This window comes from Klebsiella sp. H-Nf2 (genome assembly GCF_002806645.1).
GTDB lineage: Bacteria > Pseudomonadota > Gammaproteobacteria > Enterobacterales > Enterobacteriaceae > Klebsiella > Klebsiella variicola.
On sequence record NZ_PIBL01000009.1, the window covers coordinates 1 to 25,791 of the forward strand.

A 25,791-nucleotide genomic window follows, 5' to 3' on the forward strand; every position below is an offset into this window, starting at 1 on the left:
TAAACTTCGTAATGAATTACGCATGTTCACTCAGAGACTTGGTATTCATTTTTCGTCCGAGGACGTTAAGAATCCATGTCACTTTGAGTGCCCACACAGATTGTCTGATAAATTGTTAAAGAGCAGTTGCGACGCGCTTTAGCGCTCTGTCGCGAGGTGGCGTATATTACACTTTCCTCTTTCAGAGTCAACCCTGAATTTCAGGATTTTTCTCTTCAACCGAACCGGCTGTTTGCGTGAAGTGATTCACATCTGCCGTGTCGATGGAGGCGCATTATAGGGAGCTCTCCGTGAATGACAAGCGGAAAAATACAATTTTATTTCAACCGCTCATCTTTTAAACGCAACGCTTATTTTTGCTGCTTTTTAATCGCCGCGGGCAGCTCTGCCAGGCTATTTAGCACCCAGTCAGCCGCTTTTTCCGCCTCTTCAGTAAGGGGCTTACCGGTACGCACCAGCACTTTAGTACCGATATCTGCGGCGGCAGCGGCCTGCATATCTTCCAGTTTGTCCCCTACCATATAGGAAGCGGCCATATCGATATGCAGAAAATCACGTGCAGAGATCAGCATCCCCGGATGTGGTTTACGGCAATCACAGGTCTGGCGGTACTCCTCCACCGTACCCTGCGGATGATGCGGGCAATAGTAGATACCATCCAGGTCGACACCACGGTCCGCCAGAGACCAGTCCATCCATTCGGTCAGCGTTTCAAACTGAGCTTCGGTAAATTTTCCGCGAGCAATACCGGACTGGTTAGTGACCAGCACCAGCGCGTAGCCCATCTCTTTTAGTTCGCGCATCGCGTCAATGACGCCATCGATAAATTCAAAATTGTCGATTTCGTGGACGTAACCATGATCGATATTAATCGTGCCGTCACGGTCGAGAAAAATTGCGGGTACTGACTTTGCCACCGGTTTGCTCCTGAAAAAGGCTAATGCCGTTAGTATCGCATGTTTCGGCATGCAAGAAAGTGCTCATTATAAAGAGTCAGATTGATTTAGACGTCTGGATGCCTTAACATCCATTTCATTGACAGGCATCGCCTGGATACGGCAGAAGAAAATGCCACGGCAAACGGCTAAACGATAATAAATAACTGATGATTAAACTTTCCAATATCACCAAAGTGTTCCAGCAAGGGAATCGCAGCATTCAGGCGCTGAATGACGTCAGCTTGCATGTCCCTGCCGGACAAATTTATGGCGTTATCGGTGCCTCCGGCGCCGGTAAAAGTACGCTGATTCGCTGCGTCAACCTGCTGGAGCGCCCGACCGAGGGCAGCGTACAAGTTGACGGTCAGGAATTGACTGCTCTGTCGGAAAAAGAGCTAACCCGCGCGCGCCGTCAGATTGGCATGATTTTCCAGCATTTTAACCTGCTGGCTTCCCGGACCGTTTTCGGCAACGTGGCGTTGCCCCTGGAACTGGATAACACCCCGCAGGCTGAAATCAAACGTCGTGTCACCGAGCTGCTGGATCTCGTCGGCCTGGGTGATAAGCACGACAGCTACCCGGCTAATCTCTCTGGTGGCCAGAAACAGCGCGTCGCCATTGCCCGCGCACTGGCCAGCAACCCGAAGGTATTGCTGTGCGATGAAGCCACCAGCGCCCTCGACCCGGCCACCACCCGTTCCATTCTCGAACTGCTGAAAGATATTAACCGTCGTCTGGGGCTGACCATTCTGCTGATCACCCATGAAATGGATGTGGTGAAGCGCATCTGCGACTGCGTGGCGGTGATTAGCAACGGCCAGCTTATTGAGCAGGACACGGTGAGCGAAGTCTTCTCCCATCCGAAGACGCCGCTGGCCCAGCAGTTCATTCAGTCGACTCTGCACCTGGATATTCCGGATGACTACCAGGCACGCCTGAAACCTACCGCCGCAGCGGACAGTGTACCGATGCTGCGCATGGAATTTACCGGCCACTCCGTCGATGCGCCGCTGCTCTCTGAAACCGCGCGTCGCTTCAATGTGAATAACAACATTATTAGTGCGCAGATGGATTACGCCGGTGGCGTGAAGTTCGGCATCATGCTGACCGAAATGCACGGTACACAGGAAGACACTCAGGCGGCCATCGCCTGGCTGCAGGAACACCATGTAAAAGTAGAGGTATTGGGATATGTCTGAGCCAATGATGTGGCTGCTGTTGCGCGGCGTATGGGAAACGCTGGCAATGACCTTTGTCTCCGGCTTCTTCGGTTTTGTCCTTGGTCTGCCGGTGGGCGTGCTGCTGTATGTCACGCGCCCTGGGCAAATTGCCGCTAATGCCAAACTGTATCGTACCTTGTCGGCGGTGGTGAATATTTTCCGTTCCATCCCGTTCATTATCCTGCTGGTCTGGATGATCCCGTTTACCCGCGTAATCGTCGGCACCTCGATCGGCCTGCAAGCGGCGATCGTGCCGTTAACAGTCGGCGCCGCGCCGTTTATCGCCCGCATGGTGGAGAACGCCCTACTGGAGATCCCGACCGGGCTTATCGAAGCTTCCCGCGCGATGGGCGCCACACCGCTGCAGATTGTCCGCAAGGTCCTGCTGCCTGAGGCGCTGCCGGGTCTGGTCAACGCCGCCACCATCACCCTCATTACTCTCGTGGGCTATTCCGCCATGGGCGGTGCGGTGGGCGCCGGTGGTCTGGGGCAGATTGGTTATCAGTACGGTTATATCGGCTACAACGCCACCGTGATGAATACCGTACTGGTATTACTGGTTATTCTGGTTTATCTAATTCAATTCTCTGGCGATCGTATCGTCCGGGCTGTGACTCATAAATAACGTTATTGGCAGACAACACTCATTCTTACAGGAAGGAAATAACATGGCCTTTAATTTCAAAACCTTTGCGGCAGTTGGCGCGTTAATCGGTTCTCTGGCGCTGGTGGGTTGTGGTCAGGATGAAAAAGATCCGAATCATATTAAAGTCGGCGTTATCGTCGGGGCGGAACAGCAGGTCGCTGAAGTTGCGCAGAAAGTGGCAAAAGAGAAGTATGGCCTCGACGTTGAGCTGGTCACCTTTAACGATTATGTGCTGCCAAACGAAGCGCTGAGCAAAGGCGATATCGACGTGAACGCCTTCCAGCATAAACCGTATCTCGACCAGCAGATTAAAGACCGTGGCTATAAGCTGGTCTCCGTTGGCAACACCTTCGTCTATCCGATCGCGGGTTACTCGAAGAAAATCAAATCGCTGGACGAACTGCAGCCGGGCTCGCAGATCGCCGTCCCTAACGATCCGACCAACCTCGGCCGTTCCCTGCTGCTGCTGCAGCAAGTGGGTCTGATTAAACTGAAAGAAGGTGTAGGCCTGCTGCCAACCTCTCTGGATGTGGTAGAGAACCCGAAAAACCTGAAGATTGTTGAGCTGGAAGCGCCGCAGCTGCCGCGTTCTCTGGACGATGCACAGATTGCGCTGGCCGTCATCAACACCACTTACGCCAGCCAGATTGGCCTGACCCCGGCGAAAGACGGTATCTTTGTTGAAGGCAAAGAGTCTCCTTACGTGAACCTGATTGTGGCGCGCGAAGACAATAAAGATGCTGAGAATGTGAAGAAATTCGTTCAGGCTTACCAGAGCGATGAAGTTTACGAAGCGGCGAACAAGATCTTTAACGGTGGCGCAGTGAAAGGCTGGTAATCTTTTCTCACCGTAATATCATTCAGGACGGGCTTCACGCCCGTCTTGTCATTTATGCAAGCACCTGATTCAATAACGCCCTGTTTTTTATTCATTGAGGAAATACTATGCGTGCTTTACCGGTCTGTTTGTTAGCACTCATGTTAAGCGGTTGTTCCATGCTAAGCAGATCCCCTGTTGAACCTGTTCAAAGCACTGCAACCCCCCCGGTTAAATCTGAGCCGAGCAAACCACGCGTAACCCGTCCGGCGCCGGTACGTATTTATACCGATGCGTCAGAGCTGGTGGGAAAACCGTTCCGTGATCTGGGTGAAGTGACCGGTGAGTCATGCCAGGCCTCAAATCAGGATTCCCCACCGAACATCCCAACCGCCCGCAAGCGTCTGCAGGTGAATGCGGCACGCATGAAAGCCAATGCCGTCCTGCTTCACCGCTGCGAAGTGACCAGCGGCACGCCAGGCTGCTACCGTCAGGCGGTTTGTCTGGGCTCGGCGCTTAACGTTTCGGCACAATGAGTGCATTCCAGTTTGCGCAGATAGGCGTTATCCGCTCGCCGTATAAAGAGAAATTTGCCGTTCCTCGCCAGCCTGGGCTGGTTAAGCACGGCGGCGGAGAACTGCATCTGGTCGCGCCCTACAACCAGGCCGACGCCGTGCGGGGCCTGGAAAACTTCAGCCATCTGTGGGTCCTGTTTGTGTTTCATCAGACCATGGAAGGCGGCTGGCGTCCGACGGTGCGCCCTCCCCGACTGGGAGGCAATGCACGGATGGGCGTCTTTGCCACCCGTTCGACGTTTCGCCCTAACCCCATCGGCATGTCGCTGGTTGAGCTGAAAGGCATTCGTTGTCAGAAGGACCAGGTGATCCTGGAACTCGGTAGCCTCGATCTCGTTGACGGGACGCCGGTGGTTGATATCAAACCGTATCTTCCTTTCGCCGAAGCCCTGCCGGATGCCAGCGCCAGCTATGCGCAACAGGCGCCGCTGGCGGGTATGAACGTCAGTTTTACACCGGAAACAGAAGCACAGTTACTGACCCTGGAAAAACGCTACCCGCATATCAAAGCGTTTATCCGCGAAGTATTGGCGCAGGATCCGCGCCCGGCCTACCGTAAAGAGGAAGAAGCAGGAAAAAATTATGCCGTCTGGTTGCTGGATTTCAACGTCCGCTGGCGGGTGATTGCCTCTGGTTTTGAAGTCTTTGCCCTCGAAGCGCGCTAATTTTATTTTTCCTCTCTTTTGGCATCTTTGCCACACTGGTAAACTAAACCACTTTTTTGTTTCAGGCTGGGCAACCAGCCTGTTCCGCTCGTTTAACTGGAACCGTTACAACATGCGTACTAGCCAATATCTGCTCTCCACTCTGAAGGAGACACCTGCCGACGCCGAGGTAATCAGCCACCAGCTGATGCTGCGCGCCGGGATGATCCGCAAGCTGGCCTCCGGGTTATACACCTGGCTGCCGACCGGCGTGCGCGTCCTGAAAAAAGTCGAAAACATCGTGCGTGAAGAGATGAACAACGCCGGTGCGATCGAGGTGTTAATGCCGGTCGTTCAGCCTTCTGAACTGTGGCAGGAGAGCGGTCGCTGGGAGCAGTACGGCCCGGAACTACTGCGCATTGCCGATCGCGGCGATCGCCCGTTCGTCCTCGGGCCAACCCACGAAGAGGTCATTACCGATCTGATTCGCAACGAGCTGAATTCTTATAAGCAGCTGCCACTGAACTTCTATCAGATTCAGACCAAGTTCCGCGACGAAGTGCGCCCGCGTTTCGGCGTGATGCGCTCCCGTGAATTCCTGATGAAAGATGCTTACTCTTTCCATACCTCTCAGGAATCGCTGCAGGAAACCTACGACGCGATGTATACCGCTTACAGCAAAATCTTCAGTCGTATGGGGCTGGATTTCCGTGCGGTACAGGCTGACACCGGTTCTATCGGCGGCAGCGCCTCTCATGAATTCCAGGTGCTGGCGCAGAGCGGCGAAGACGACGTGATCTTCTCCGACAGCTCCGACTACGCGGCAAACATCGAGTTTGCGGAAGCCGTTGCGCCAAAAGAGCCGCGCGCAGCCGCCACCCAGGAGATGACCCTGGTTGATACGCCGAACGCCAAAACCATCGCCGAACTCGTTGAGCAGTTCAACCTGCCGATCGAAAAAACCGTGAAGACCCTGCTGGTGAAAGCGGTTGAAGGTAGCGCCTTCCCGCTGGTTGCCCTGCTGGTGCGCGGCGATCACGAGCTGAACGAAGTGAAAGCAGAAAAACTGCCGCAGGTCGCCAGCCCGCTGACCTTCGCCACCGAAGAGGAGATCCGCGCTCTGGTGAAAGCCGGTCCGGGCTCCCTGGGTCCGGTGAACCTGCCGATCCCGGTGGTTATCGACCGTACTGTTGCGGTGATGAGCGATTTCGCCGCTGGCGCCAACATCGATGGCAAACACTACTTCGGCATCAACTGGGATCGCGACGTTGCCACTCCGGAAGTCGCCGATATTCGTAACGTCGTCGCTGGCGATCCGAGCCCGGACGGCAAAGGTACCCTGCTTATCAAGCGCGGTATCGAAGTGGGTCACATCTTCCAGCTGGGTACTAAGTACTCTCAGGCGATGAATGCCGCAGTTCAGGGCGAAGATGGCCGTAACCAGATCCTGACCATGGGCTGCTACGGTATTGGGGTGACCCGCGTGGTGGCCGCCGCTATCGAGCAGAACTTCGACGATCGCGGGATTATCTGGCCAGACGCCATCGCGCCGTTCCAGGTGGCGATTCTGCCGATGAATATGCACAAGTCCTATCGCGTGCAGGAGCTGGCCGAGAAGCTGTACGCCGAGTTGCGTGCGCATGGCATCGATGTGTTGATGGACGACCGTAAAGAGCGTCCTGGCGTGATGTTCGCTGATATGGAGCTGATCGGTATCCCGCACACTATCGTGCTGGGCGATCGGAACCTCGATAACGATGATATTGAATACAAGTATCGTCGCAACGGTGAGAAGCAGCTGATTAAAACCGGTGATATCGTGGAATATCTGGTTAAAGCGATAAAAGGCTAAGCACCACCTCAGGGCCCTGAACGGATGTCAGGGCCTTTTTTTTACAAGGAAAGTACCCATGACTGCACCTATCCTCAGCAGCGGACTGCTTACTTCCGCCCTGCTGCTGCTTACCGCCTGCACCGTAGACGTCGGCCGCAGCGCCCCTTCCGCATCCGCTACCGAGGGCCGCTCCCCGCCATGGGCTGTCACCCTCCAGCGTCAAAGCTCGATTGCCGGCAGCGGGCTCCACGAAATTGACGAAAGCGACCTCCGTTCCGGCGACCTGCTCTTCTCGTCCAGCCTGGGTATCACTTCGCTTGGGATCCGCGCCTTCAGCGCCTCTTCCGTTAGCCACGTCGCACTGTATCTTGGCGAGGGTCAGATCGCGGAAGCCACCGGCGCTGGCGTACAGGTGATTTCTGTTCAGCAGGCGCTGGCGCACAGCGATAAACTCTTTGCCCTCAGGGTGCCCGACCTGACGCCGGACCAGGCAACGGCGATGAAAAATTTTGCCTGGCAGGTCAAAGACAGCGGGTATAACTATCGCGGCATTATTCAGTTTATCCCTTATATGGTCACCAAACCGCTCTGCTCGCTCAACCCTTTCTCGCGTAACTTTCGTCAGCAGTGCGTGAGCGGCCTGGCCAAAGCGCAACTGGGCGATGCGGCAAGCGCCGACAAGAAAGCGTGGTTTTGCTCGGAGTTTGTCAGCGAGGCCTTCGTCAGAGCCGGGCATCCGCTGACCCTGGCGCAGGCGGCGTGGATAAGTCCTTCCGATCTGCTGCACATGCGGGAAGGAGACGTCGCCACGTTTAAACCCGAAACGCAGCTACAGTATGTCGGGCATCTGAAACTGGGCGTTTATCTTCAGGCCGGGAAGCTGGTGGGGCTGAATAAACCGAAGGACGATGCGGAGTAAAGAAAAGATTTGCGCTTTTCCGCCAGCCAGACCCACGCTCACTCTGTATATGACAGGGCGAATAGCAGGAGCAAGTAGGGGGACTGTGTGGGATCATCCCCTGCCCGTTTCCCGGGCAGGGGCCTGACAATCAATGGCTACAGTCTTTACCGGGAATAAATTTGCCGGCCTGGTCCGTCATCAGCGTCTTCATCATTTCGCCGGTGTCCGGGTTCGCCTCGAGGGTAAAGTGCCCCTCCACCACCAGCAGCACCGGTCGTGAATCATTGCCGCGGGCAGCGGCATAATCCCGCTCAAGCTGGGCATTGTTCGCCACCGCGACGCGTTTACCGGTCGCGCAATCGGTAAAGGTTGCCGCATCGGCCATATAGAAATACATGCCGCGCATCGCCATCGGGGTGGTCGGCAGGCTGGCCTTCACCGGCTCCAGGGTATAATTGAGAGGAGACTGAACGGGGCTCCCGTTGCGGTCAAGCATCTCCAGCTTGTCGCCCTTCGCGCGAAAATATGATTTCTCGCCTTTGCTGTCGGTCAGCACCAGTTTATCCGCTGTGCGAGCCCAGGTGCCATAAGAGGCAAAAGATGACGGTTCACGACGAGCGCCCTGGTAGTGCTCGTTCATCACCCAGGTACCGTCTTTTTCCAGGAACAGCGAGGTGTCGATACCTTCACAATCCGCACAAGGCAGCACCCCACGCCAGCTTTGCTGCATCGGCTTGAGCTCTTCCATCGCCGCTGGCTGTACGGTGTCAGTCTCGGCGCGATGGTTACAACCAAACAGCGCGAACAGCGAACAGGCCGCTATCACGGAGAATACGATTTTTTTCACTTTGCTTTCCTTATCATCCATTCCACCCGTTCACCATCGCCTTCACTGGCGAACTTTCCCACGCAGCGCTTTAACTGAGGACTTTTGTGCCTTGGAAGCAAGGCGTCGCTCTTTGGATGCCCGAGTCGGTCGCGTCTCCCGGCGACTTTTTTGCACTGCGGTTAATTCTTTTATGAGGGCCACCAGCCGGGCAATCGCCGCTTCGCGGTTCATCTCCTGGCTGCGATATTCCTGAGCCTTAATGATAACCACACCGTCAGCAGAAATTAAGTGGTGGCTGGCGGCGAGCAGGCGCTCCTTGTCATGCTCTGGCAAGCTCGAGGCTTTGATATCGAAGCGCAGATGGATCGCCGTCGACGCTTTATTCACATGCTGGCCCCCGGCCCCCTGGGCACGAATACCTTCCAGCGTGACTTCATCATCGGCAATGGTCACGCTGCGGCTAATGGTAATCATGCTGATGCTTGCCAGGCCGTTAAATGAATTTCCAGATTATTCCGAGCATCGGATAACCAGATACCGCCGTCCTGCAGAGTGGCCTGCAGCGTCATGGTGCGATCGGCAAAGGCGCTAAGCTGCGTCAGTTGCGCATCATCAAGATACCAGATGGTCAGCTTCGGGTACGCCGCAAGCTTGTTCTGATTCTGCTGCCACCAGATTTCAGCGGCCCGGCTATTATAGGCAAACAGCGCCACCGCCTGCGCCCGGGAGCAGGCTTTCTTGAGACGTTTCTCGTCCGGCAGCCCCAGTTCAATCCACAGATCGATGCCCAAATGGTCGTTTAGCTGCCACAGTTCCGGTTCATCATCCGAGGATAACCCCCGGGTAAACTGTAGCCGCTCATCGGCATATTTGATCCACGCCAGCAGGCGCAACATCATGCGCTCCTGGGTTTCCGAGGGGTGCTGCGCCAGCGTCAGGTTAGCATCCAGAAACTGGTTGCGATCCAGATCGGCTACATTTACCGCGGCTTTATATATCGTCGCTTTCAGCGCCATGAATAAACTCCTGAAAAGAATGGCGGACATTGTAGCGAAACTGGCAGCAAAAGGCTGTCGTCAATCGCAGCAACCTGTTTCATCCTGCTGAAATTGCTTAAATGACTATGATATAGTTCCCTTGCTAAACAGAGTTTATCTTCGTAGGCTTAAACTTGCATCCCACGGTTGAGTCAGAACGCTGACAGGAGGGCATGTGGACCACTATTGTGAGTTAATACGCAAGCGGTATGCGGAAATAGCCAGCGGAGACTTAGGGTATATCCCGGATGCGCTGGGTTGCGTGTTGAAAGTATTGAATGAGATTGCGGCGGATGAGGCCCTTTCGGAGTCAGTCAGGGAAAAGGCCGCTTATGCGGCAGCAAACTTACTGGTGAGCGATTATGTCAATGAATGATACTTATCAACCCATTAACTGCGACGATTACGACAACCTGGAACTGGCTTGCCAGCATCACCTGGTGCTGACGCTGGCGCTGAAGGATGGTGAACAGCTGCAGGCGAAGGCCAGCGATCTAATCTCGCGTAAAAATATCGAGTATCTGGTGGTCGAACTCGCCGGCAACGTCCGCGAGCTACGCCTGGATAAAATCGCCAGCTTCAGTCACCCGGAAATCGGCACCGTGGTGGTGAGCGAATCCTGAATCAAAACGGGCTTAACCGCCCGTTTTCCTCCATGCCAGCCTGACCCCTTCCCCTTCCATGACGGTACCTTCTTTGGCCACAAACAGATCGTCCGCTGCGGCAATCAGCATTTCGCCGTAAAACAGCAGCGGCGTGGTGTCTCGTCGCCACGGAGCAACGCCCAGCTCCTGCCAGATCTTCTTCAGCTTACGTCCGCCGTGGCGCCCGACGATATGCAGGTGGCCGCTGGCGCGAAAGCGGATAGTGACCGGCTCATCCGCAGACGGCGGGCGCAACGTCCCGCCGGGCTGTAGCATCAGCTCGCCGAGACCGTCAGCCAGCCGCAGCGGCTGGCGCCAGTTGGGCCAGTGCTGGACACTTTCCGTCTGGCCGGGAAGATACTTCACCCAGTACAAACGCTGTTGAAAACGACGGACGGTAAATTCCCCCAGCCGCAGACAAGGGCTGGCATCTTCCCGCGCCAGCGCCACCTCATGCCAGAGGCGCTCTGGCACCTCGCGGGCCGGCATCGGCGCCTGATGCCCGGCGAGCCAGCGACGTAACAACGCCGCGCGACGGGGTGGGCTCATCGACGTCAGCGGCGTGATAGCCAGCGAGCCATCTTCAGCCACCAGCGACGCCAGCTCCGCCGCCAGCATCTCGTCCAGCAGTTGTTCCTGCTCGGCGCACAGGCTGGCGCTGCGGGCGACGGCCTCGCTAAAGTGCGGCCAGCGCTCGCGCAGGACCGGGATCACCCGCAGGCGCAGAAAGTTGCGGTCATAGGTATCGTCCTGATTACTCTCATCTTCAATCCACGAGAGCTGATGGGCGAGCGCCCACTGGCGTAGCGATTCGCGGGTTTCATTGAGGAGAGGACGCAGTAGTCGGCTGCCGGCAAAGGCAGAGGATGCCGCCATCGCCGACAGACCGGTAGGACCGCTGCCGCGTTTTAACGCCAGCAGCAGCGTTTCGCACTGGTCATCCTGGTGCTGGGCGGTCACTAACACCTCGCCGGCGTTGAGCGTATCCTGAAAGGCCTGATAGCGCGCCGCACGGGCATGAGCCTCCACGCCCAGACCGCCCCGGGCTAACGTCACGTGATGCACCACCAGCGGTACCTGCCACTGCTGGCAAATCTGCCGACAATGCGCCACCCAGTCGTCTGCGTGGGCGCTCAGGCCGTGGTGAACATGCACTGCCCGCAGCGTCAGCGAGGGATCCTGTTCCCGCAGCAGCACCAGCTGGTGCAGGAGAACCGTCGAATCCAGACCGCCGCTGAAGGCCACCAGCAGCTGGCTATGGGGATGAAGCGTATGCGCAATATCAGCCGTCATATCCACGAACATACCGAGAAGTGATGGCCCGGCACGTTACCGGGCCAGGGTCGCGCTGGCAAGGTTTACTGCTGATATATTTCCAGCGGCAGGTCGTCCGGATCGCTAAAGAAGGTAAAGCGTTTGCCGGTAAAGGGATCGACGCGAATCGCTTCACACTCGACGCCATGGGCTGTCAGATGCGCCACCGCAGCGTCGATATCATCCACGCTAAAGGCCAGATGACGCAACCCACAGGCTTCGGGGCGACTGGGTCGGGCCGGCGGAAACGGGAACGAGAACAGCTCAATCACGTACTCGCCATTGAGCGCCAGATCGCCCTTCCAGGAGTCGCGCTCGGCGCGATAAAACTCACTTTGCAGCGTAAACCCCAGAATATCGCAATAGAACGCTTTACTGCGGGCGTAGTCCGTCGCGATGATGGCAATATGGTGAACCCGTTTCAAACCCAGCATGGTCAAACTCCTTCTGTTAAGCCAGCCACGTTACTCGTGCGCGCCGTTAACGCGCAAGCCTTTCGTCATTTTTTAAGACTCGTACCCGATACACGCCGTCCTCATCGCGCTTCGCACCGTGAATATCAGTCTCAAAGCCCGGGTAATGACGGCCGATGGAGCAGAGCATCAGCAGGAAATCGAGCACTGCCCGGCTTTCCTCCGTGATCATCTCTCCCGGCATCAGCAGCGGTACGCCGGGTGGATAAGGGAGGATCATGTTGGCCGAAATCCGGCCCACCAGGTTCTCCAGTTCAATGGTTTCCACCTCACCCTTGATCTGGCGCTGCCAGGCGTGATGCGGCGTCATTTTCATTTCCGGCAGGACGTCAAAGGCGCTGAGCATCAGCTGCGGCAACTGGTGCTGACGGATCAAGCGGTGGATCCCCTGCGCCAGGTCCTGGATCCGCATGTTGCGGTAGAAGTCGGGATCTTCCGCGTACAGATCCGGCAACATATTTTTCACCCGCAGATTGAGATCGTAGGCGCGTTTGAACTCTGTCAGACCGCGCAGCAGCCCCATCGCCCGGGTTTTATCAATACCGATGCTGAACAGAAACAGCAGGTTATAGGGGCCCGTTTTTTCCACCACCACGCCCCGCTCGTCGAGGAACTTCGCCACCAGCGCCGCCGGGATCCCCTCTTCATCCATATTCCCCTGCTCGTCCATGCCCGGCGTCAGAATGGTGACCTTCACCGGATCGAGATACATATGATCCGCATCGGCATCTTTGAAACCGTGCCAGTCTTCGCCAGGCGCCACCGGCCAGCACTCGGCTTTATCCACGGCTTCCGGCTGCCAGATATCAAAGAACCAGCCGTCCGACTCCTCGCGCAGTCGCTGCACCTCTTTGCGGAAGTCCAGCGCTCGCTCAATGGAGCGCTGGATCAGACGCTTACCGGAGTTACCTCGCAGCATCGCCGCTGCGGTCTCAATTGACGCGACGATGGGATAGCTCGGCGACGTAGAGGTATGCATCATAAAGGCTTCATTAAAGGTCTCTTCATCATAGTTGCCCTTAATGTGGATCAGCGAGGCCTGCGACAGCGCGGCCAGCATCTTATGCGTGGACTGCGTCTCGAAGATGACTTTCCCGGGGATCCGCTCACCGCTCATGCCGCTTTTCCCCTGATATATCGGATGGAAATGGGTATACGGCACCCAGGCGGAATCGAAATGGATCGACGGGACGTCGAGCGTCTCCTTAAGCCAGGTGGTGTTATAGAGCAGGCCATCGTAGGTGGAGTTAGTGATCACCGCATGCACGGGCCACTGCGCCCCGCCCGTGTCGCGCACTTTCTGGTGAATGCTGTCGCGGGTAAATTCGCGCCGGGGGATACCGCCGAGGATCCCCAGCGCGTTGCGGGTCGGCTTCAGCCACAGGGGAACCACATCGCTCATCATCAGCAGATGGGCCAGTGATTTGTGACAGTTACGGTCAATCAGCAGCGTGCTGCCGGCGGGCGCCGAGTACATACCGACAATTTTATTGGATGTCGAGGTGCCGTTGGTCACCATGTAGCTCTGTTCAGCGCCAAAGGCGCGGGCAATATACTCCTCCGCCTCCAGATGCGGGCCGGTATGATCCAGCAGCGACCCCAGCTCGGTTACCGAAATCGAAACATCCGCCTTTAACGTATTCCCGCCAAAGAAATCATAGAACAGGCAGCCCACCGGGCTTTTCTGATAGGCGCTACCGCCCATATGGCCCGGTGTACAAAAGGTATACTTCCCCTCCTGCACATAGTTGAACAGGGCGCGGGTAAACGGCGGGGTGATATTGTCCAGGTACTCGCGCGTGTACTGCCCGATGCGGGTGGCGATCTCTTCGGAGAGTCCCAGCGCATATTCGAAGAACCACAGCGTCATGCGCAGATCCTGACTGCTGACGTCCATCGTCGAGTGGGCGTTAATAAAGGCGTACAGGGGCAGATATTCATTGAGCTGATTAATGTCGCTGCACAGATCGACACTGTATTCATCCCAGTCGAAAATCACCCCACAGATGCGCGGGTTGTGCTCAATAAACTGCAGCAGGTCGGCGCTGTTTTGCGGCCAGATGGTCTGAAAGCCCTGGCGTTGCAGCGCCGCTTCCAGTTCTTTGATCGGTTCGTCTTTGTGATAGACGCCGTGAGGCCCCATGATGGCGATGATATTCACGCTTTCCTCCTGGTATTCACCTAAGTCAAGCATCATAGCAATCCCCTCGGCGCATCGCACATAAAAAAAGGGCCGGAAAATCCGGCCCTTAGTGTTTTGCGCTCGCGAAAAACTTAGGCGTAACCGTAGCTCATCAGGCGCTGATAGCGGCGGTTCAGCAGCTCTTCTTCGCTGAGCAGATCGAGATCGGCCAGGTCTGCCAGCAGCTGCGCTTTCAGGCTCGCTGCCATCACTTCCGGATTGCGGTGCGCGCCACCCAGCGGTTCCGGAACGATAGAGTCAATCAGCTTCAGCTCTTTCAGACGCGGCGCGACAATACCCATCGCTTCCGCGGCCAGCGGTGCTTTATCCGCGCTTTTCCACAGAATGGACGCGCAGCCTTCCGGCGAAATGACCGAATAGGTGCTGTACTGCAGCATGTTAACCTTGTCGCCCACGCCAATCGCCAGCGCGCCGCCGGAGCCGCCTTCACCGATCACGGTGCAGATAACCGGCACGCTCAGACGCGACATTTCACGCAGGTTGCGAGCAATCGCTTCAGACTGGCCACGCTCTTCCGCACCAACACCCGGGTAGGCGCCAGGGGTGTCGATGAAGGTGATGATCGGCATTTTAAACCGCTCAGCCATCTCCATCAGGCGCAGCGCTTTGCGGTAGCCTTCCGGGGCCGGCATACCAAAGTTGCGACGGATCTTCTCTTTGGTTTCGCGACCTTTCTGGTGGCCGATGATCATCACCGGACGACCATCAAGACGCGCAATACCGCCGACAATCGCTTTATCGTCAGCGTAGGCGCGGTCACCGGCCAGTTCGTCAAACTCGTCGAACGCCAGGCGGACATAATCCAGGGTATAGGGACGACGTGGATGGCGCGCCAGCTGGGCTACCTGCCATGCACCAAGATCGGCGAAGATTTTGCGCGTCAGCTCTACGCTTTTCTCGCGCAGACGATGCACTTCTTCGTCGATGTTAATATCCAGTTTCTCATCCTGACGGCTTACCGCAGTCAGGGAATCGATTTTCGCTTCCAGCTCTGCAATCGGCTGTTCAAAATCTAGGAAATTCAGACTCATAGTATTCCTGTATTAGTCAAACTCCAGTTCCACCTGCTCCGAGCCGATAAGGCCACGCAGATCGTTAAGCAAACGATCGCTCGGAGAGACGCGCCATGTTGCGCCGAAACGCAACCGCGCGCGTGCATCCGCCCTCTGATAGTAGAGGTGCACTGGAATGGTTCCCGAACGGTGGGGTTCCAGAGACTGACGGAGTCGGTTTAAAAGCTGGTCATCAATTTGCCTGTCCGTCAGCGAGATAGCAAGCCCGCGAGCATATTTTTCCCGGGCTTCGTCAATGTCCATGACTTCGCGGGCGGTCATTTTAAGCCCCCCGCTAAAGTCATCAAAGCTGACCTGTCCGCTGACGATAAGTATGCGGTCTTTTTCCAGCAACTGCTGATATTTATCCAGCGCGTCGGTGAACAACATCACCTCCAGACGCCCGGAACGGTCATCCAGCGTACAGATGCCGATACGATTGCCGCGCTTGGTGACCATTACCCGCGCCGCAATCACCAGCCCCGCCGCCGTAGTCACTTTACCACGATCGGTCGGATGCATGTCTTTGAGCCGCACGCCACCGACGTAGCGCTCGATCTCTTTCAGGTACTGGTTAATCGGGTGCCCGGTCAGATACAGCCCCAGGGTTTCCCTTTCACCATCCAGCACCACCTGCTCAGGCCACGGCTGGCAGCTGGCGTAGGACTGTTCAATTTGCTCAGGCTCTTCCGCCAGCACGCCGAACATATCGGCCTGGCCAATGGCCTCCGCTTTCGCGTGCTGGTCGGCGGCTTTCAACGCATCGCCCAGCGAGTTCATCAGCGCCGCGCGATGCGGACCGAGACGATCGAACGCCCCGGACATAATCAGTTTTTCCAGCACCCGGCGGTTGAGCTTTTTAATATCGGTCCGCGCGCAGAGGTCAAACAGCTCGCGGAAATAACCGCCATTGTTGCGCGCCTCAATGATCGCTTCGATCGGCCCTTCGCCAACGCCTTTGATGGCGCCGATGCCGTAGACGATCTCACCGTCATCATTGACGTGGAAATGGTACAGGCCGGAGTTAATATCCGGGGGCAAAATTTTCAGCCCCATGCGCCAGCACTCATCCACCAGGCCAACCACCTTCTCAGTGTTGTCCATATCGGCGGTCATTACCGCCGCCATAAACTCAGCCGGATAGTGCGCCTTAAGCCATAGCGTCTGGTAAGAGACCAGCGCGTAGGCAGCGGAGTGCGATTTGTTAAACCCGTAACCGGCGAATTTCTCCACCAGGTCGAAGATTTTTATCGCCAGTTCACCATCAACACCGTTTTTCCTCGCCCCTTCTTCGAAAGTGCCACGCTGCTTGGCCATCTCCTCCGGTTTTTTCTTACCCATCGCACGGCGCAGCATATCCGCGCCGCCGAGGGTATAACCGGAAAGCACCTGGGCAATCTGCATGACCTGTTCCTGATACAGGATAATGCCGTAGGTCGGCTCCAGCACCGGTTTCAGGCTCTCATGCTGCCACTGTACGTCCGGGTAGGAAATCTCTTCGCGGCCGTGCTTACGGTCGATAAAGTTATCTACCATCCCCGACTGCAGCGGGCCCGGACGGAACAGAGCCACCAGCGCGATCATATCTTCGAAGCAGTCAGGCTGCAGACGCTTAATCAGATCTTTCATGCCGCGTGATTCAAGCTGGAAGACCGCGGTGGTTTCCGAGCGCTGCAGCATGTCGAAGCTTTTCTTGTCATCCAGCGGGATAGCGGCAATATCCAACGGCCCTTCGCCGTTCTTCGCCCGCCGCTTGTTGATCATCTCCAGCGCCCAGTTAATGATAGTGAGCGTACGCAGACCGAGGAAGTCGAATTTTACCAGCCCGGCGTATTCGACGTCGTTCTTGTCAAACTGGGTAACCGGATGCAGCCCCTGCTCATCGCAATACAGCGGCGCAAAGTCGGTGATTTTAGTGGGAGCGATAACCACCCCACCGGCGTGTTTACCGGCGTTTCGCGTCACCCCTTCCAGCTTACGCGCCATGTCGATCAGCGCTTTAACTTCTTCGTCCGCCTCGTAGATTTCCGGCAGCTGCGGTTCGGCTTCAAACGCTTTCGCCAGCGTCATGCCCGGATCGGGCGGCACCAGCTTGGAGATACGGTCGACAAAGCCGTACGGGTGACCCAGCACACGGCCCACGTCGCGGATAACCGCTTTCGCCGCCATGGTACCGAAGGTGATGATCTGCGATACCGCATCGCGGCCATACATGTCCGCCACGTGCTCAATAACCTGGTCGCGTTTCTCCATGCAGAAATCGACGTCGAAGTCGGGCATCGAGACACGCTCCGGGTTAAGGAAACGTTCGAACAGCAGATCAAATTCCAGCGGATCAAGATCGGTGATTTTCAGCGCGTAGGCCACCAGTGAACCGGCGCCGGAACCACGGCCCGGGCCAACCGGTACGCCGTTATCCTTCGACCACTGGATAAACTCCATGACGATCAGGAAGTAGCCCGGGAACCCCATCTGGTTGATGACCTGGAGTTCAATATCCAGACGCTCGTCATACGCCGGGCGCTTTTCAGCACGTACGGCAGGATCCGGGAAGAGGAATTCCAGACGCTCCTCCAGACCCTCTTTCGATTTCATGACCAGGAAATCTTCGGTGGTCATATCGCCCGTCGGGAACTGCGGCAGGAAATATTCACCAAGCCGCACGGTGACATTGCAGCGTTTGGCGATCTCAACGCTGTTTTCCAGCGCTTCCGGGATATCGGCGAACAGCTCGCACATCTCCTCCTCACTGCGCATATATTGCTGCGGCGAGTAGTTGCGCGGCCGTTTCGGGTCGTCGAGCGTGAAGCCGTCGTGGATCGCGACGCGGATTTCATGGGCGTCGAAATCGCTGGTGTCGAGGAAGCGGACATCGTTGGTCGCCACCACCGGCAGGCCACGCGCTTCCGCCAGCGCCACCGCGGCGTGGAGATAGGACTCTTCATCCTGACGACCGGTGCGGATCAGCTCAAGAAAATAACGGTCCGGGAAATGCTCTTCATAGAACGCGACGCACTGTTCCACTAACGGCATATTGCCGCGGATCAGGCTAACACCAACGTCGCCTTTACGGCCGCCGGAGAGCAGAATCAACCCTTCCTGATGTTCTACCAGCCAGTCGCGGTCAATCCACGGCCCCAGCGCGCCGTAGCCGCGCTGGTAGGCACGGGAAATGAGCAGCGTCAGATTCTGATAACCCGCATTATTCGCCGCCAGTACAGTCAGCTCGGTAAACTCGTCGCCGAGCAGGTCGCACTGCACGTGAAAGTCGGCGCCGACAATCGGCTTAATGCCCGCGCCGTGTCCCGTCCCGTAGAACTTCACCAGCCCACACAGGTTGGTGAAATCGGTGATCGCCAGCGCAGGCATGCCAAGCGAGGCCGCCTTTTTCACCAGCGGCCCGGTCTTTGCCAGCCCATCGATCATGGAATAGTCGCTGTGCACCCGCAGGTGTACGAAACGTGGTTCAGCCATCTTTAGATCCCGGTGACTTAGTTGGACGCCAGGCCCAGGGCACGCTTCACCGGGCCAAAACTGCGCCGGTGATGCTCTGTTGCGCCGTGTTCCTGCAGCTTCTGCAGGTGAACAGCGGTGGGATAGCCTTTGTGCTGGGCAAAACCGTAGTGGGGAAATGCGAGATCCAGCGTGGCCATTTCGGCGTCACGAGTGACTTTTGCCAGAATAGACGCTGCGCTGATTTCTGCCACCCGGCTGTCGCCTTTCACCACCGCCAGGGAGGGCATCGGCAGCGACGGACAGCGGTTGCCATCGATCAGGACAAACTCAGGAACAATGCTCAGGCCGGCGACGGCGCGCTGCATCGCCAGCATAGTGGCATGCAGAATATTCAGCTCGTCGATTTCGTGCGGCTCGGCGCGCCCCAGGCTCCAGCACAGCGCTTTCTCTTTAATCTCATCGCACAGCGCCAGACGACGCTTCTCGCTGAGTTTTTTGGAATCATTCAGACCCACAATCGGCTTCGCCGGATCGAGGATCACCGCCGCGGTCACTACCGCGCCAACCAGTGGCCCGCGGCCAACTTCATCAACGCCGGCAACCAGATGGGTATGCGGATAGACGAACTCCATCATTGTTTTGCTAACTCCAGTACGGCGTCCGCGGCCTGCTCATCGGCGTTGCAGCGGATCTGCTGATGCAGCGCGCGGAACGTCTCATGCATCTCGTGGCTGGTTTTGCCATCGGCCAGCAGCGGCTTCAGGGCGGCGGCCAGCGCCTGCGGCTCGCACTCATCCTGCAGCAGCTCTTTGACCAGCTCGCGCCCGGCCAGCAGATTCGGCAAGGAGACGTAGTCGGTTTTCACCAGACGCTTTGCCAGCCAGAAGGTGAACGGCTTCATGCGGTAGCCAACCACCATCGGGCACTTCGCCAGCATGCACTCCAGCGCCGCCGTCCCGGAAGCCAGCAGCGCGGCGTCGCTGGCGATCATCGCATCGCGCGCCTGACCATCCAGCATATGCACGATCATATCCGGCGCCGTCTCCGCTTTGATTCGCTCAAACTGCTCCCGCCGTTTGGCATTGACCAGCGGCACCACCACCTGCAGATCGGGATAGGTGACGCGTAACAACTGTGCGGTTTTCAGAAAGTCCGCGCTGAGCATTTCGACTTCCGCGCCGCGGCTGCCGGGCAGCAGCGCCAGACAGCGCACATTGTGCGGGATCCCTAACCGGTCACGCGCAGCGTTCTTGTCGGGATCCAGCGGCATCGCATCCGCCATGGTATGGCCGATAAAGCGGCAAGGGACGTTAAATTTGTCATAAAACGCTTTTTCGAAAGGCAGAAATGCCAGCACCAGATCGGTCGATCTGCCGATTTTGAAAACGCGTTTTTGTCGCCAGGCCCAGACCGACGGGCTGACGTAGTGAATCGTTTTGATGCCCTGCTTTTTCAGATTCCCTTCAAGGGTAATATTGAAGTCAGGGGCGTCGATGCCGACGAAGACATCGGGGCGCAGCTCGCCAAAACGGCGGGTTAAATCGGCGCGAATATGCAGTAAGCGGCGTAAGCGACCTAGCACTTCAACAATGCCCATCACCGCCAGCTCTTCCATTTCGTACCAGGCTTCGCACCCTTCCGCCTGCATCAGCGGCCCCGCCACGCCGACAAAGCGTGCATCAGGGATGCGCGCTTTGAGAGCCCGGATGAGGCCTGCACCAAGAATATCGCCGGAGGTTTCTCCGGCGACCAGGGCAATCGTCAGGGGACGCGGTTCAGCCATTAACGAATCAAGCCGCGAGTGGAACGGGCAAAGAAATCGACAAACGGCTGAACTTCAGGATACTGAGTCGCCAGTTCGGCGATTTCCGGTTTGGCTTCGTCCAGCGTTTTGCCGCTGCGGTACAGCAGTTTATACGCGTTACGAATCGCGGTAATCGCCTCACGGCTAAAGCCGCGGCGTTTCAGCCCTTCGATGTTCACGCCAAACGGGGTGGCGTGGTTACCCTGGGCAATCACGAACGGCGGAACGTCCTGCGCCACGCCGGAGCAACCGCCAACCATGACGTGTGCGCCGATGATGCAGAACTGGTGTACTGCAGTCATGCCGCCGATGATGACGAAATCATCCAGAGATACGTGACCAGCCAAGGTTGCGTTATTGGCCAGAATGCAGCGATCGCCAAGCGTACAATCGTGCGCCACGTGGGCGTTGATCATCAGCAGGTTATCGTTGCCCACCTTTGTTAATCCACCGCCCTGTACTGTACCGCGATGAATGGTGACGCTTTCGCGGATGCGGTTGCGATCGCCAATTTCCACTCGGGTCGGTTCGCCAGCATATTTCAGATCCTGGTTAACTTCGCCGATGGAAGCGAACTGATAGATCTCATTGTCACGGCCGATTTTGGTATGGCCGTTAACGACGACATGAGACTTCAGTACGGTGCCTTCGCCAATTTCGACGTTAGCGCCAACAATACAAAACGGACCAATGTGAACGTTAGCACCAATGACGGCGCCTTCTTCTACAATGGCGGTAGGATGAACAAAAGCGGTTTTATCAATCACGTATCAGGCCTCCCGGCTACGCGCACACATCATCGTCGCTTCGCAAACCACTTTACCGTCAACCATCGCGACGCCCTTAAAGCGGGTCAGGCCACGACGGGTTTTCTCGAAAGTGACTTCCATAATCATCTGATCGCCTGGTACTACCGGACGTTTGAAGCGCGCTTCGTCGATGCCCGCGAAATAGTACAGCTCGCCTGGCTCCAGTTTCCCGACGCTTTTAAATGCCAGAATCCCGGTGGCCTGCGCCATCGCTTCCAGAATCAGCACGCCCGGCAAAATCGGCTTACCAGGGAAGTGCCCCTGGAAAAAAGGCTCGTTTACAGAAACATTTTTTACTGCGCGCAGAAAACGACCTTCTTCAAAATCCAGCACGCGGTCTACCAGCAGGAACGGGTAACGGTGAGGCAGAAGTTCCAGAATCTCTTCAATGTGCAGAGTATGAGTGTCAGTAGTCAAAATACTCTTCCTGTCTAAATGTACTAAAAGGCAATAATAACACGGCCTGCGGCAATCTTTTAGCGAATGCAACAGGCCGGAAATGTCATGTGACCAAATGATGAATTAGTCTTGTTGATTAACCTTGCGCTCAATCGCTTTCAGGCGCTTGCTCATCTCGTCAATATTCATCACCAGCGCCGCAGTTTTACGCCACGCCTTGTTCGGCTGCAGCGGAATACCGGAGGAGTATACGCCAGGTTCAGAAATAGGACGCATAACCATCCCCATCCCCGTGACGGTGACTTTATCGCAGATTTCCATATGGCCATTAATCACGCTGGCGCCGCCAATCATGCAGTAGCGGCCAATTTTCAGGCTTCCGGCCATGATCACACCGCCGGCAACCGCGGTATTGTCGCCAATCACCACGTTATGCGCAATCTGACACTGATTATCGATAATGACGCCATTACCGATAAGGGTGTCATCCAGCGCGCCGCGATCGATAGTGGTACAGGCGCCGATCTCCACGCGATCGCCAATAATAACGCGACCAAGCTGCGGGATCTTTACCCAGTTGCCACGATCGTTAGCGTAGCCGAAGCCATCAGCGCCGATCACCGTGCTGGACTGGATCAGGCAATTCTCGCCGATCTCAATCTCATGGTAAATGGTCACATTGGCCCACAAACGCGAGCCGGCACCAATTTTCGTATTTTTCCCAACGAAGCAGCCTGCGCCGATCACCACGTTATCGCCCAGCACAACACCGGATTCGATAACGGCGTTAGCACCGATCGCCACGTTGTTACCCAGCTTCGCCGACGGATCGATAACCGCGCTCGGCGCGATATCCTGTGCCGGCTGCGGCGTGGTATCAAGAATTTGAGCCATGCGCGCGTAGGTCAGGTAGGGATTACGCACAACCAGCGCGGCGCTATGGGCAAAAGGCAAATCATCCTGCGTCATGACAACGGCAGAAGCCTGACAAGCGGCCAGGTGTTCACGGTACTTAGGGTTGACCATGAAAGTGATTTGGCCCGTTTTCGCGCTCTGCATGGACGCAACGCCGGTGATGACGATATCGCCATCACCGTGTAATTCTGCATCCAACTGCTGCGCGAGATCAGCCAGTCGAATTGAAGGCATTACTTATTTAACCTGTTTCAGCACATCAGCGGTGATGTCTTTTACATCGCTGCTGTTGTATGCAACGGCATTTGCGTCAACCACCAGATCGATGCTCTGATCTTTCGCTACGCTCTGTACAGCAGTCTGGATGCGGGTAACCAGTTTGCCACGCTCTTCGTTAGAACGACGTGCGCGATCTTGCTCAAATGCCTGCGCTTTCTGGGAGAAGCTCTGGCGCTGAGCCATCACGTCTTTTTCCAGTTTGGTACGATCGGCGCCCGGCTTCATGGACTGCAGACGCTGCATTTTAGACTGCAGGTCGCCTTCCATACGCTGCAGTTCGCTAGCGCGGCCTTTGAACTCGTTTTCCAGCGTGTTGGAAACGCCAGTTTTCTGGGCAACCTGTTGGAACAGGCTGTTCATGTTCACCAGGGCAATTTTATCTGCCGCCTGAGCGGAAGTAACCATTGCCAAACCCAGACCTGCAGCTAATAACCACTTTTTCACAATAAACTCCTTACCATCCCATGAGTACCCAGGGGTACCGTTATTTGCGTGGCGAGGCGATAAACGCGTTATCGCCTACAGTCAGCGCTATACTGCACTTGCATTCCGTTGCCACCTACAATTACCAGGTTTTACCAATGTTAAACTGGAACTGTTCGGCTTTGTCTCCATCGTACTTTTTGAACGGTTGGGCGTAGGAGAAGACCAACGGCCCCAACGGCGACATCCACTGCACGGCAATACCCGCAGACATACGGATGTTGCTCGGATCACTGTAATCCGGATAGCCGCCATAGGCGTTCGAATCCCAGTGAGTATCCCATACGGTACCCATATCCCAGAAGAAGGAAGTACGGACCGAGTTCGCATATTTGTCACTAATAAACGGTGTCGGGGTAATCAGCTCCAGGCTGGCCACCGCCATCGCGTTACCGCCCACCGCATCATCAGATTTACACGGTGCGGATTCGGTGCTCTTACAGTCATTGGTATAACCGCTATCGCCATCATGACGGCTGCTCGACGGGAAGTATACCGCCTTCGGACCAATGGTGTTCGACTGGAAACCACGCACGGTGCTGGAACCACCGGCATAGAAGTTCTCATAGAACGGCATCTCTTTGCCGCCGATACCATCGCCATAGCCAAAGCGGGTACGCCCCAGCACTACCCACTGGTGATCGTTGTCGATCGGCACGTAGGTCGCCGTATCCAGCGTCGCTTTGTAGTATTCGTTGTCTGAGCCCGGAATGGTCACCTTACCGTTCAGGTTGACGCGCGAACCTTCCGTTGGGAAGAAGCCGCGGTCAAGCTTGTTATAGGTCCAACCGTAGTTGAAGGTGAAGTCATTCGCACTGAACGAGTTCCGGTCGTTGGTGTTGTCCGGATACTGGCCCATCGAGTTCAGGTAACGCCACATCGCCACCTGCGGCTGCATATTGGACAGGGAGTTATGGACATAACCGACACCGGCGCGCAGCGTATTGTATTCGTTGACCGGGAAGCCCAGCGTGACGTCTGTACCATAGCTTTTGTTGGTATAGTCAGACAGATCCGCATCGTTCGCATCAAAGTCATTATAGAAGATACGACCGCCGAGGCTCACACCGTCTACGGTGAAGTACGGGTTGGTCACCGACAGTTCGGTATAGGTCTGGTAGTCGTTTTTGGTGCCGTTGATCCCGACAGCATAACCCGTACCTAACCAGTTATCCTGCTGGACGCCCGCCTGGAAGCTGACGCCGCTTTCGGTACCGTAGCCGATACCGAAGTTGAAGCTACCGGTATTACGCTCTTTCACCTTGTAGACAACGTCGACCTGGTCCGGGCTGCCCGGCACGCGTTGGGTATCGGTATCCACCGTTTCGAAGAAGCCTAAACGGTTGAGACGGTCTTTACCCTGATCGACGAGATCGCTCCCCAGCCATGCGCCTTCCATCTGGCGCATTTCGCGGCGCAGTACGGCATCTTTGGAGGTGTCGTTGCCTTCGAAGCGAATTTTACGCACGTAATAGCGGTTACCCGCATCGACGTTGACGTGCAGTTTGACGGTCTTATCGCTGTCGTTGATTTCCGGCTGCGACTGAACGCGCGGGTAGGCGTAACCATAACGACCCAACAGTTTCTTGATGTCGTTTTCCATCTTGGTTACTTTCGCGCCGTTGTACAGTTCGCCCGGCTCGACTTTGGTCAGCGCTTCGATTTCGGCCGAATGGCCCGCGAGATCGCCCGTTACCTGCACCCCGGAAAGCTTGTACTGATCGCCTTCGGTGATGTTGACGGTAATGTAGATCCCTTTCTTGTCCGGCGTCAGGCTAACCTGAGTAGAATCGATGTTGAAACGGGCATAGCCGCGATCCAGATAGTAGCTGCGCAGGGTTTCAAGGTCGCCCGCAAGCTTCTGCTTCTGGTATTTACGGTCGCCGACCACGTTCCACCACGGTACCTCATCGCGCAGCTGGAAGTGGGAGATCAGTTCATCGGTCGAAAACGCATGGTTGCCGACGATATTGATCTGCTGAATTTTTGCGGAGACGCCTTCCTGGAAGACCAGCTTCAGATCGACACGGTTACGCGGCAGCGGCGTAACGACCGCTTTGACGCTGGCGCTGTATTTACCGACGCTGTAGTAGAAATCCTCAAGACCCTTCTCGATATCCGCGATGGTCGTGCGGTCAAGCGACTCGCCCACCCGAACACCAGAAGCCTCAAGGTTCTGCTTGAGCATGTCATCTTTCACCGACTTGTTGCCGGAGAAGGTGATGCTGGCGATCGTCGGACGCTCTTTCACCTGCACCAGCAGGGTATCACCGTCGCGCAGGACGCGAACGTCCTCGAAGTTGCCAGTGGCAAACAGCGCGCGAATAGTGTTACTGATATCATCGTCGGTCACCGTATCGCCAGGACGCACTGGCATACTGAGGAGGGCCGCACCAACAGCGACACGCTGCAAGCCTTCGAAATGAATGTCCTTCACCACGAACCCTTCAGCACCGTATACAGTCGCGCTGCTAAACAGCAGCGACGCTATGAGCAACTTTTTCATCGCCATCGTTATT

General features: G+C 56.4%; 25 protein-coding genes. 9 read left to right on the forward strand and 16 right to left on the reverse strand.

Annotation, left to right across the window (positions count from 1 at the left end):
* Positions 1-350 precede the first annotated feature (350 nt).
* The gene (gmhB, locus tag CWM58_RS19450; RefSeq protein WP_061155682.1) at positions 351-917 is read right to left on the reverse strand and encodes a D-glycero-beta-D-manno-heptose 1,7-bisphosphate 7-phosphatase; all 567 of its coding nucleotides are present in this window, start codon (positions 915-917) and stop codon (positions 351-353) included.
* Between the two features lie 188 nt (positions 918-1,105).
* On the opposite strand from gmhB, the gene metN reads away from it, so the two are divergent.
* The 7 genes from metN to CWM58_RS19485 all read left to right on the forward strand — a co-directional run bounded on the left by metN (position 1,106) and on the right by CWM58_RS19485 (position 7,593).
* On the forward strand, positions 1,106-2,137 hold the full coding sequence (gene metN / locus CWM58_RS19455; protein ID WP_061155683.1) for a methionine ABC transporter ATP-binding protein MetN: 1,032 nt from the start codon (positions 1,106-1,108) through the stop codon (positions 2,135-2,137).
* Positions 2,130-2,783, forward strand: coding sequence for a methionine ABC transporter permease MetI (locus CWM58_RS19460; protein WP_100681577.1), 654 nt, complete (start codon positions 2,130-2,132; stop codon positions 2,781-2,783). Before metN ends, CWM58_RS19460 begins: the two co-directional genes overlap by 8 nt.
* Before the next feature lie 43 nt (positions 2,784-2,826).
* Positions 2,827-3,642 (forward strand): methionine ABC transporter substrate-binding lipoprotein MetQ, encoded by an 816-nt coding sequence (gene metQ / locus CWM58_RS19465; protein ID WP_074386822.1) that lies wholly within the window; start codon positions 2,827-2,829, stop codon positions 3,640-3,642.
* A gap of 107 nt (positions 3,643-3,749) precedes the next feature.
* A complete protein-coding gene (gene rcsF / locus CWM58_RS19470; protein ID WP_061155686.1) occupies positions 3,750-4,157 on the forward strand; it encodes an Rcs stress response system protein RcsF in 408 nt (135 codons plus the stop codon).
* Positions 4,154-4,861: a tRNA (N6-threonylcarbamoyladenosine(37)-N6)-methyltransferase TrmO gene (gene tsaA, locus CWM58_RS19475; RefSeq protein WP_100631599.1), complete on the forward strand. Its 708-nt coding sequence runs from the start codon at positions 4,154-4,156 to the stop codon at positions 4,859-4,861. The genes rcsF and tsaA overlap by 4 nt, the downstream gene beginning before the upstream one ends.
* A gap of 112 nt (positions 4,862-4,973) precedes the next feature.
* Positions 4,974-6,692 (forward strand): proline--tRNA ligase, encoded by a 1,719-nt coding sequence (gene proS / locus CWM58_RS19480; RefSeq protein WP_061155688.1) that lies wholly within the window; start codon positions 4,974-4,976, stop codon positions 6,690-6,692.
* Positions 6,693-6,750: 58 nt separating this feature from the next.
* Entirely contained in the window at positions 6,751-7,593 is an 843-nt protein-coding gene (locus CWM58_RS19485; RefSeq protein WP_100681578.1) for a YaeF family permuted papain-like enzyme, read from the forward strand.
* A gap of 130 nt (positions 7,594-7,723) precedes the next feature.
* On the opposite strand, the gene nlpE is transcribed toward CWM58_RS19485, so the two are convergent.
* From nlpE to CWM58_RS19500, 3 genes are read right to left on the reverse strand one after another with little or no spacing between them, the layout of a single operon-like run.
* The gene (gene nlpE, locus CWM58_RS19490; protein WP_012542804.1) at positions 7,724-8,422 is read right to left on the reverse strand and encodes an envelope stress response activation lipoprotein NlpE; all 699 of its coding nucleotides are present in this window, start codon (positions 8,420-8,422) and stop codon (positions 7,724-7,726) included.
* Between the two features lie 42 nt (positions 8,423-8,464).
* Complete coding sequence (gene arfB / locus CWM58_RS19495; protein WP_061155691.1) at positions 8,465-8,878, reverse strand: alternative ribosome rescue aminoacyl-tRNA hydrolase ArfB; 414 nt, start codon at positions 8,876-8,878, stop codon at positions 8,465-8,467.
* A complete protein-coding gene (locus CWM58_RS19500) occupies positions 8,875-9,420 on the reverse strand; it encodes a YaeQ family protein (RefSeq protein ID WP_100681579.1) in 546 nt (181 codons plus the stop codon). Before CWM58_RS19500 ends, arfB begins: the two co-directional genes overlap by 4 nt.
* A gap of 196 nt (positions 9,421-9,616) precedes the next feature.
* Between CWM58_RS19500 and CWM58_RS19505 the strand changes: the two genes are divergently transcribed.
* Complete coding sequence (locus CWM58_RS19505) at positions 9,617-9,817, forward strand: YaeP family protein (RefSeq protein ID WP_002889429.1); 201 nt, start codon at positions 9,617-9,619, stop codon at positions 9,815-9,817.
* The gene (gene rof / locus CWM58_RS19510) at positions 9,804-10,064 is read left to right on the forward strand and encodes a Rho-binding antiterminator (RefSeq protein ID WP_002889424.1); all 261 of its coding nucleotides are present in this window, start codon (positions 9,804-9,806) and stop codon (positions 10,062-10,064) included. Before CWM58_RS19505 ends, rof begins: the two co-directional genes overlap by 14 nt.
* A 12-nt stretch (positions 10,065-10,076) precedes the next feature.
* On the opposite strand, the gene tilS is transcribed toward rof, so the two are convergent.
* The 12 genes from tilS to bamA form a co-directional block, all read right to left on the reverse strand.
* Positions 10,077-11,390, reverse strand: a complete 1,314-nt coding sequence (gene tilS, locus CWM58_RS19515) for a tRNA lysidine(34) synthetase TilS (protein ID WP_165785827.1) — start codon at positions 11,388-11,390, stop codon at positions 10,077-10,079.
* Between the two features lie 53 nt (positions 11,391-11,443).
* Complete coding sequence (locus tag CWM58_RS19520; RefSeq protein ID WP_002889387.1) at positions 11,444-11,833, reverse strand: VOC family protein; 390 nt, start codon at positions 11,831-11,833, stop codon at positions 11,444-11,446.
* A gap of 46 nt (positions 11,834-11,879) precedes the next feature.
* Positions 11,880-14,033 (reverse strand): lysine decarboxylase LdcC, encoded by a 2,154-nt coding sequence (locus CWM58_RS19525; protein ID WP_061156413.1) that lies wholly within the window; start codon positions 14,031-14,033, stop codon positions 11,880-11,882.
* A gap of 113 nt (positions 14,034-14,146) precedes the next feature.
* Positions 14,147-15,106: an acetyl-CoA carboxylase carboxyl transferase subunit alpha gene (gene accA / locus CWM58_RS19530; RefSeq protein ID WP_061155694.1), complete on the reverse strand. Its 960-nt coding sequence runs from the start codon at positions 15,104-15,106 to the stop codon at positions 14,147-14,149.
* Positions 15,107-15,118: 12 nt separating this feature from the next.
* Positions 15,119-18,601 (reverse strand): DNA polymerase III subunit alpha, encoded by a 3,483-nt coding sequence (dnaE, locus tag CWM58_RS19535; RefSeq protein ID WP_061155695.1) that lies wholly within the window; start codon positions 18,599-18,601, stop codon positions 15,119-15,121.
* Between the two features lie 17 nt (positions 18,602-18,618).
* Positions 18,619-19,218: a ribonuclease HII gene (gene rnhB, locus CWM58_RS19540; RefSeq protein WP_012542806.1), complete on the reverse strand. Its 600-nt coding sequence runs from the start codon at positions 19,216-19,218 to the stop codon at positions 18,619-18,621.
* A complete protein-coding gene (gene lpxB / locus CWM58_RS19545) occupies positions 19,215-20,366 on the reverse strand; it encodes a lipid-A-disaccharide synthase (RefSeq protein WP_074386828.1) in 1,152 nt (383 codons plus the stop codon). The genes rnhB and lpxB overlap by 4 nt, the downstream gene beginning before the upstream one ends.
* Entirely contained in the window at positions 20,366-21,154 is a 789-nt protein-coding gene (lpxA, locus tag CWM58_RS19550; RefSeq protein WP_061155697.1) for an acyl-ACP--UDP-N-acetylglucosamine O-acyltransferase, read from the reverse strand. Before lpxA ends, lpxB begins: the two co-directional genes overlap by 1 nt.
* A 3-nt stretch (positions 21,155-21,157) precedes the next feature.
* Positions 21,158-21,613, reverse strand: coding sequence for a 3-hydroxyacyl-ACP dehydratase FabZ (gene fabZ / locus CWM58_RS19555; protein WP_061155698.1), 456 nt, complete (start codon positions 21,611-21,613; stop codon positions 21,158-21,160).
* 105 nt (positions 21,614-21,718) lie between these two features.
* A complete protein-coding gene (gene lpxD / locus CWM58_RS19560) occupies positions 21,719-22,744 on the reverse strand; it encodes a UDP-3-O-(3-hydroxymyristoyl)glucosamine N-acyltransferase (protein WP_008807350.1) in 1,026 nt (341 codons plus the stop codon).
* Between the two features lie 3 nt (positions 22,745-22,747).
* Positions 22,748-23,233, reverse strand: coding sequence for a molecular chaperone Skp (gene skp, locus CWM58_RS19565; protein ID WP_100681580.1), 486 nt, complete (start codon positions 23,231-23,233; stop codon positions 22,748-22,750).
* A 121-nt stretch (positions 23,234-23,354) separates the two neighbouring features.
* Entirely contained in the window at positions 23,355-25,784 is a 2,430-nt protein-coding gene (gene bamA / locus CWM58_RS19570; protein ID WP_061155700.1) for an outer membrane protein assembly factor BamA, read from the reverse strand.
* Between the last annotated feature and the right edge of the window lie 7 nt (positions 25,785-25,791).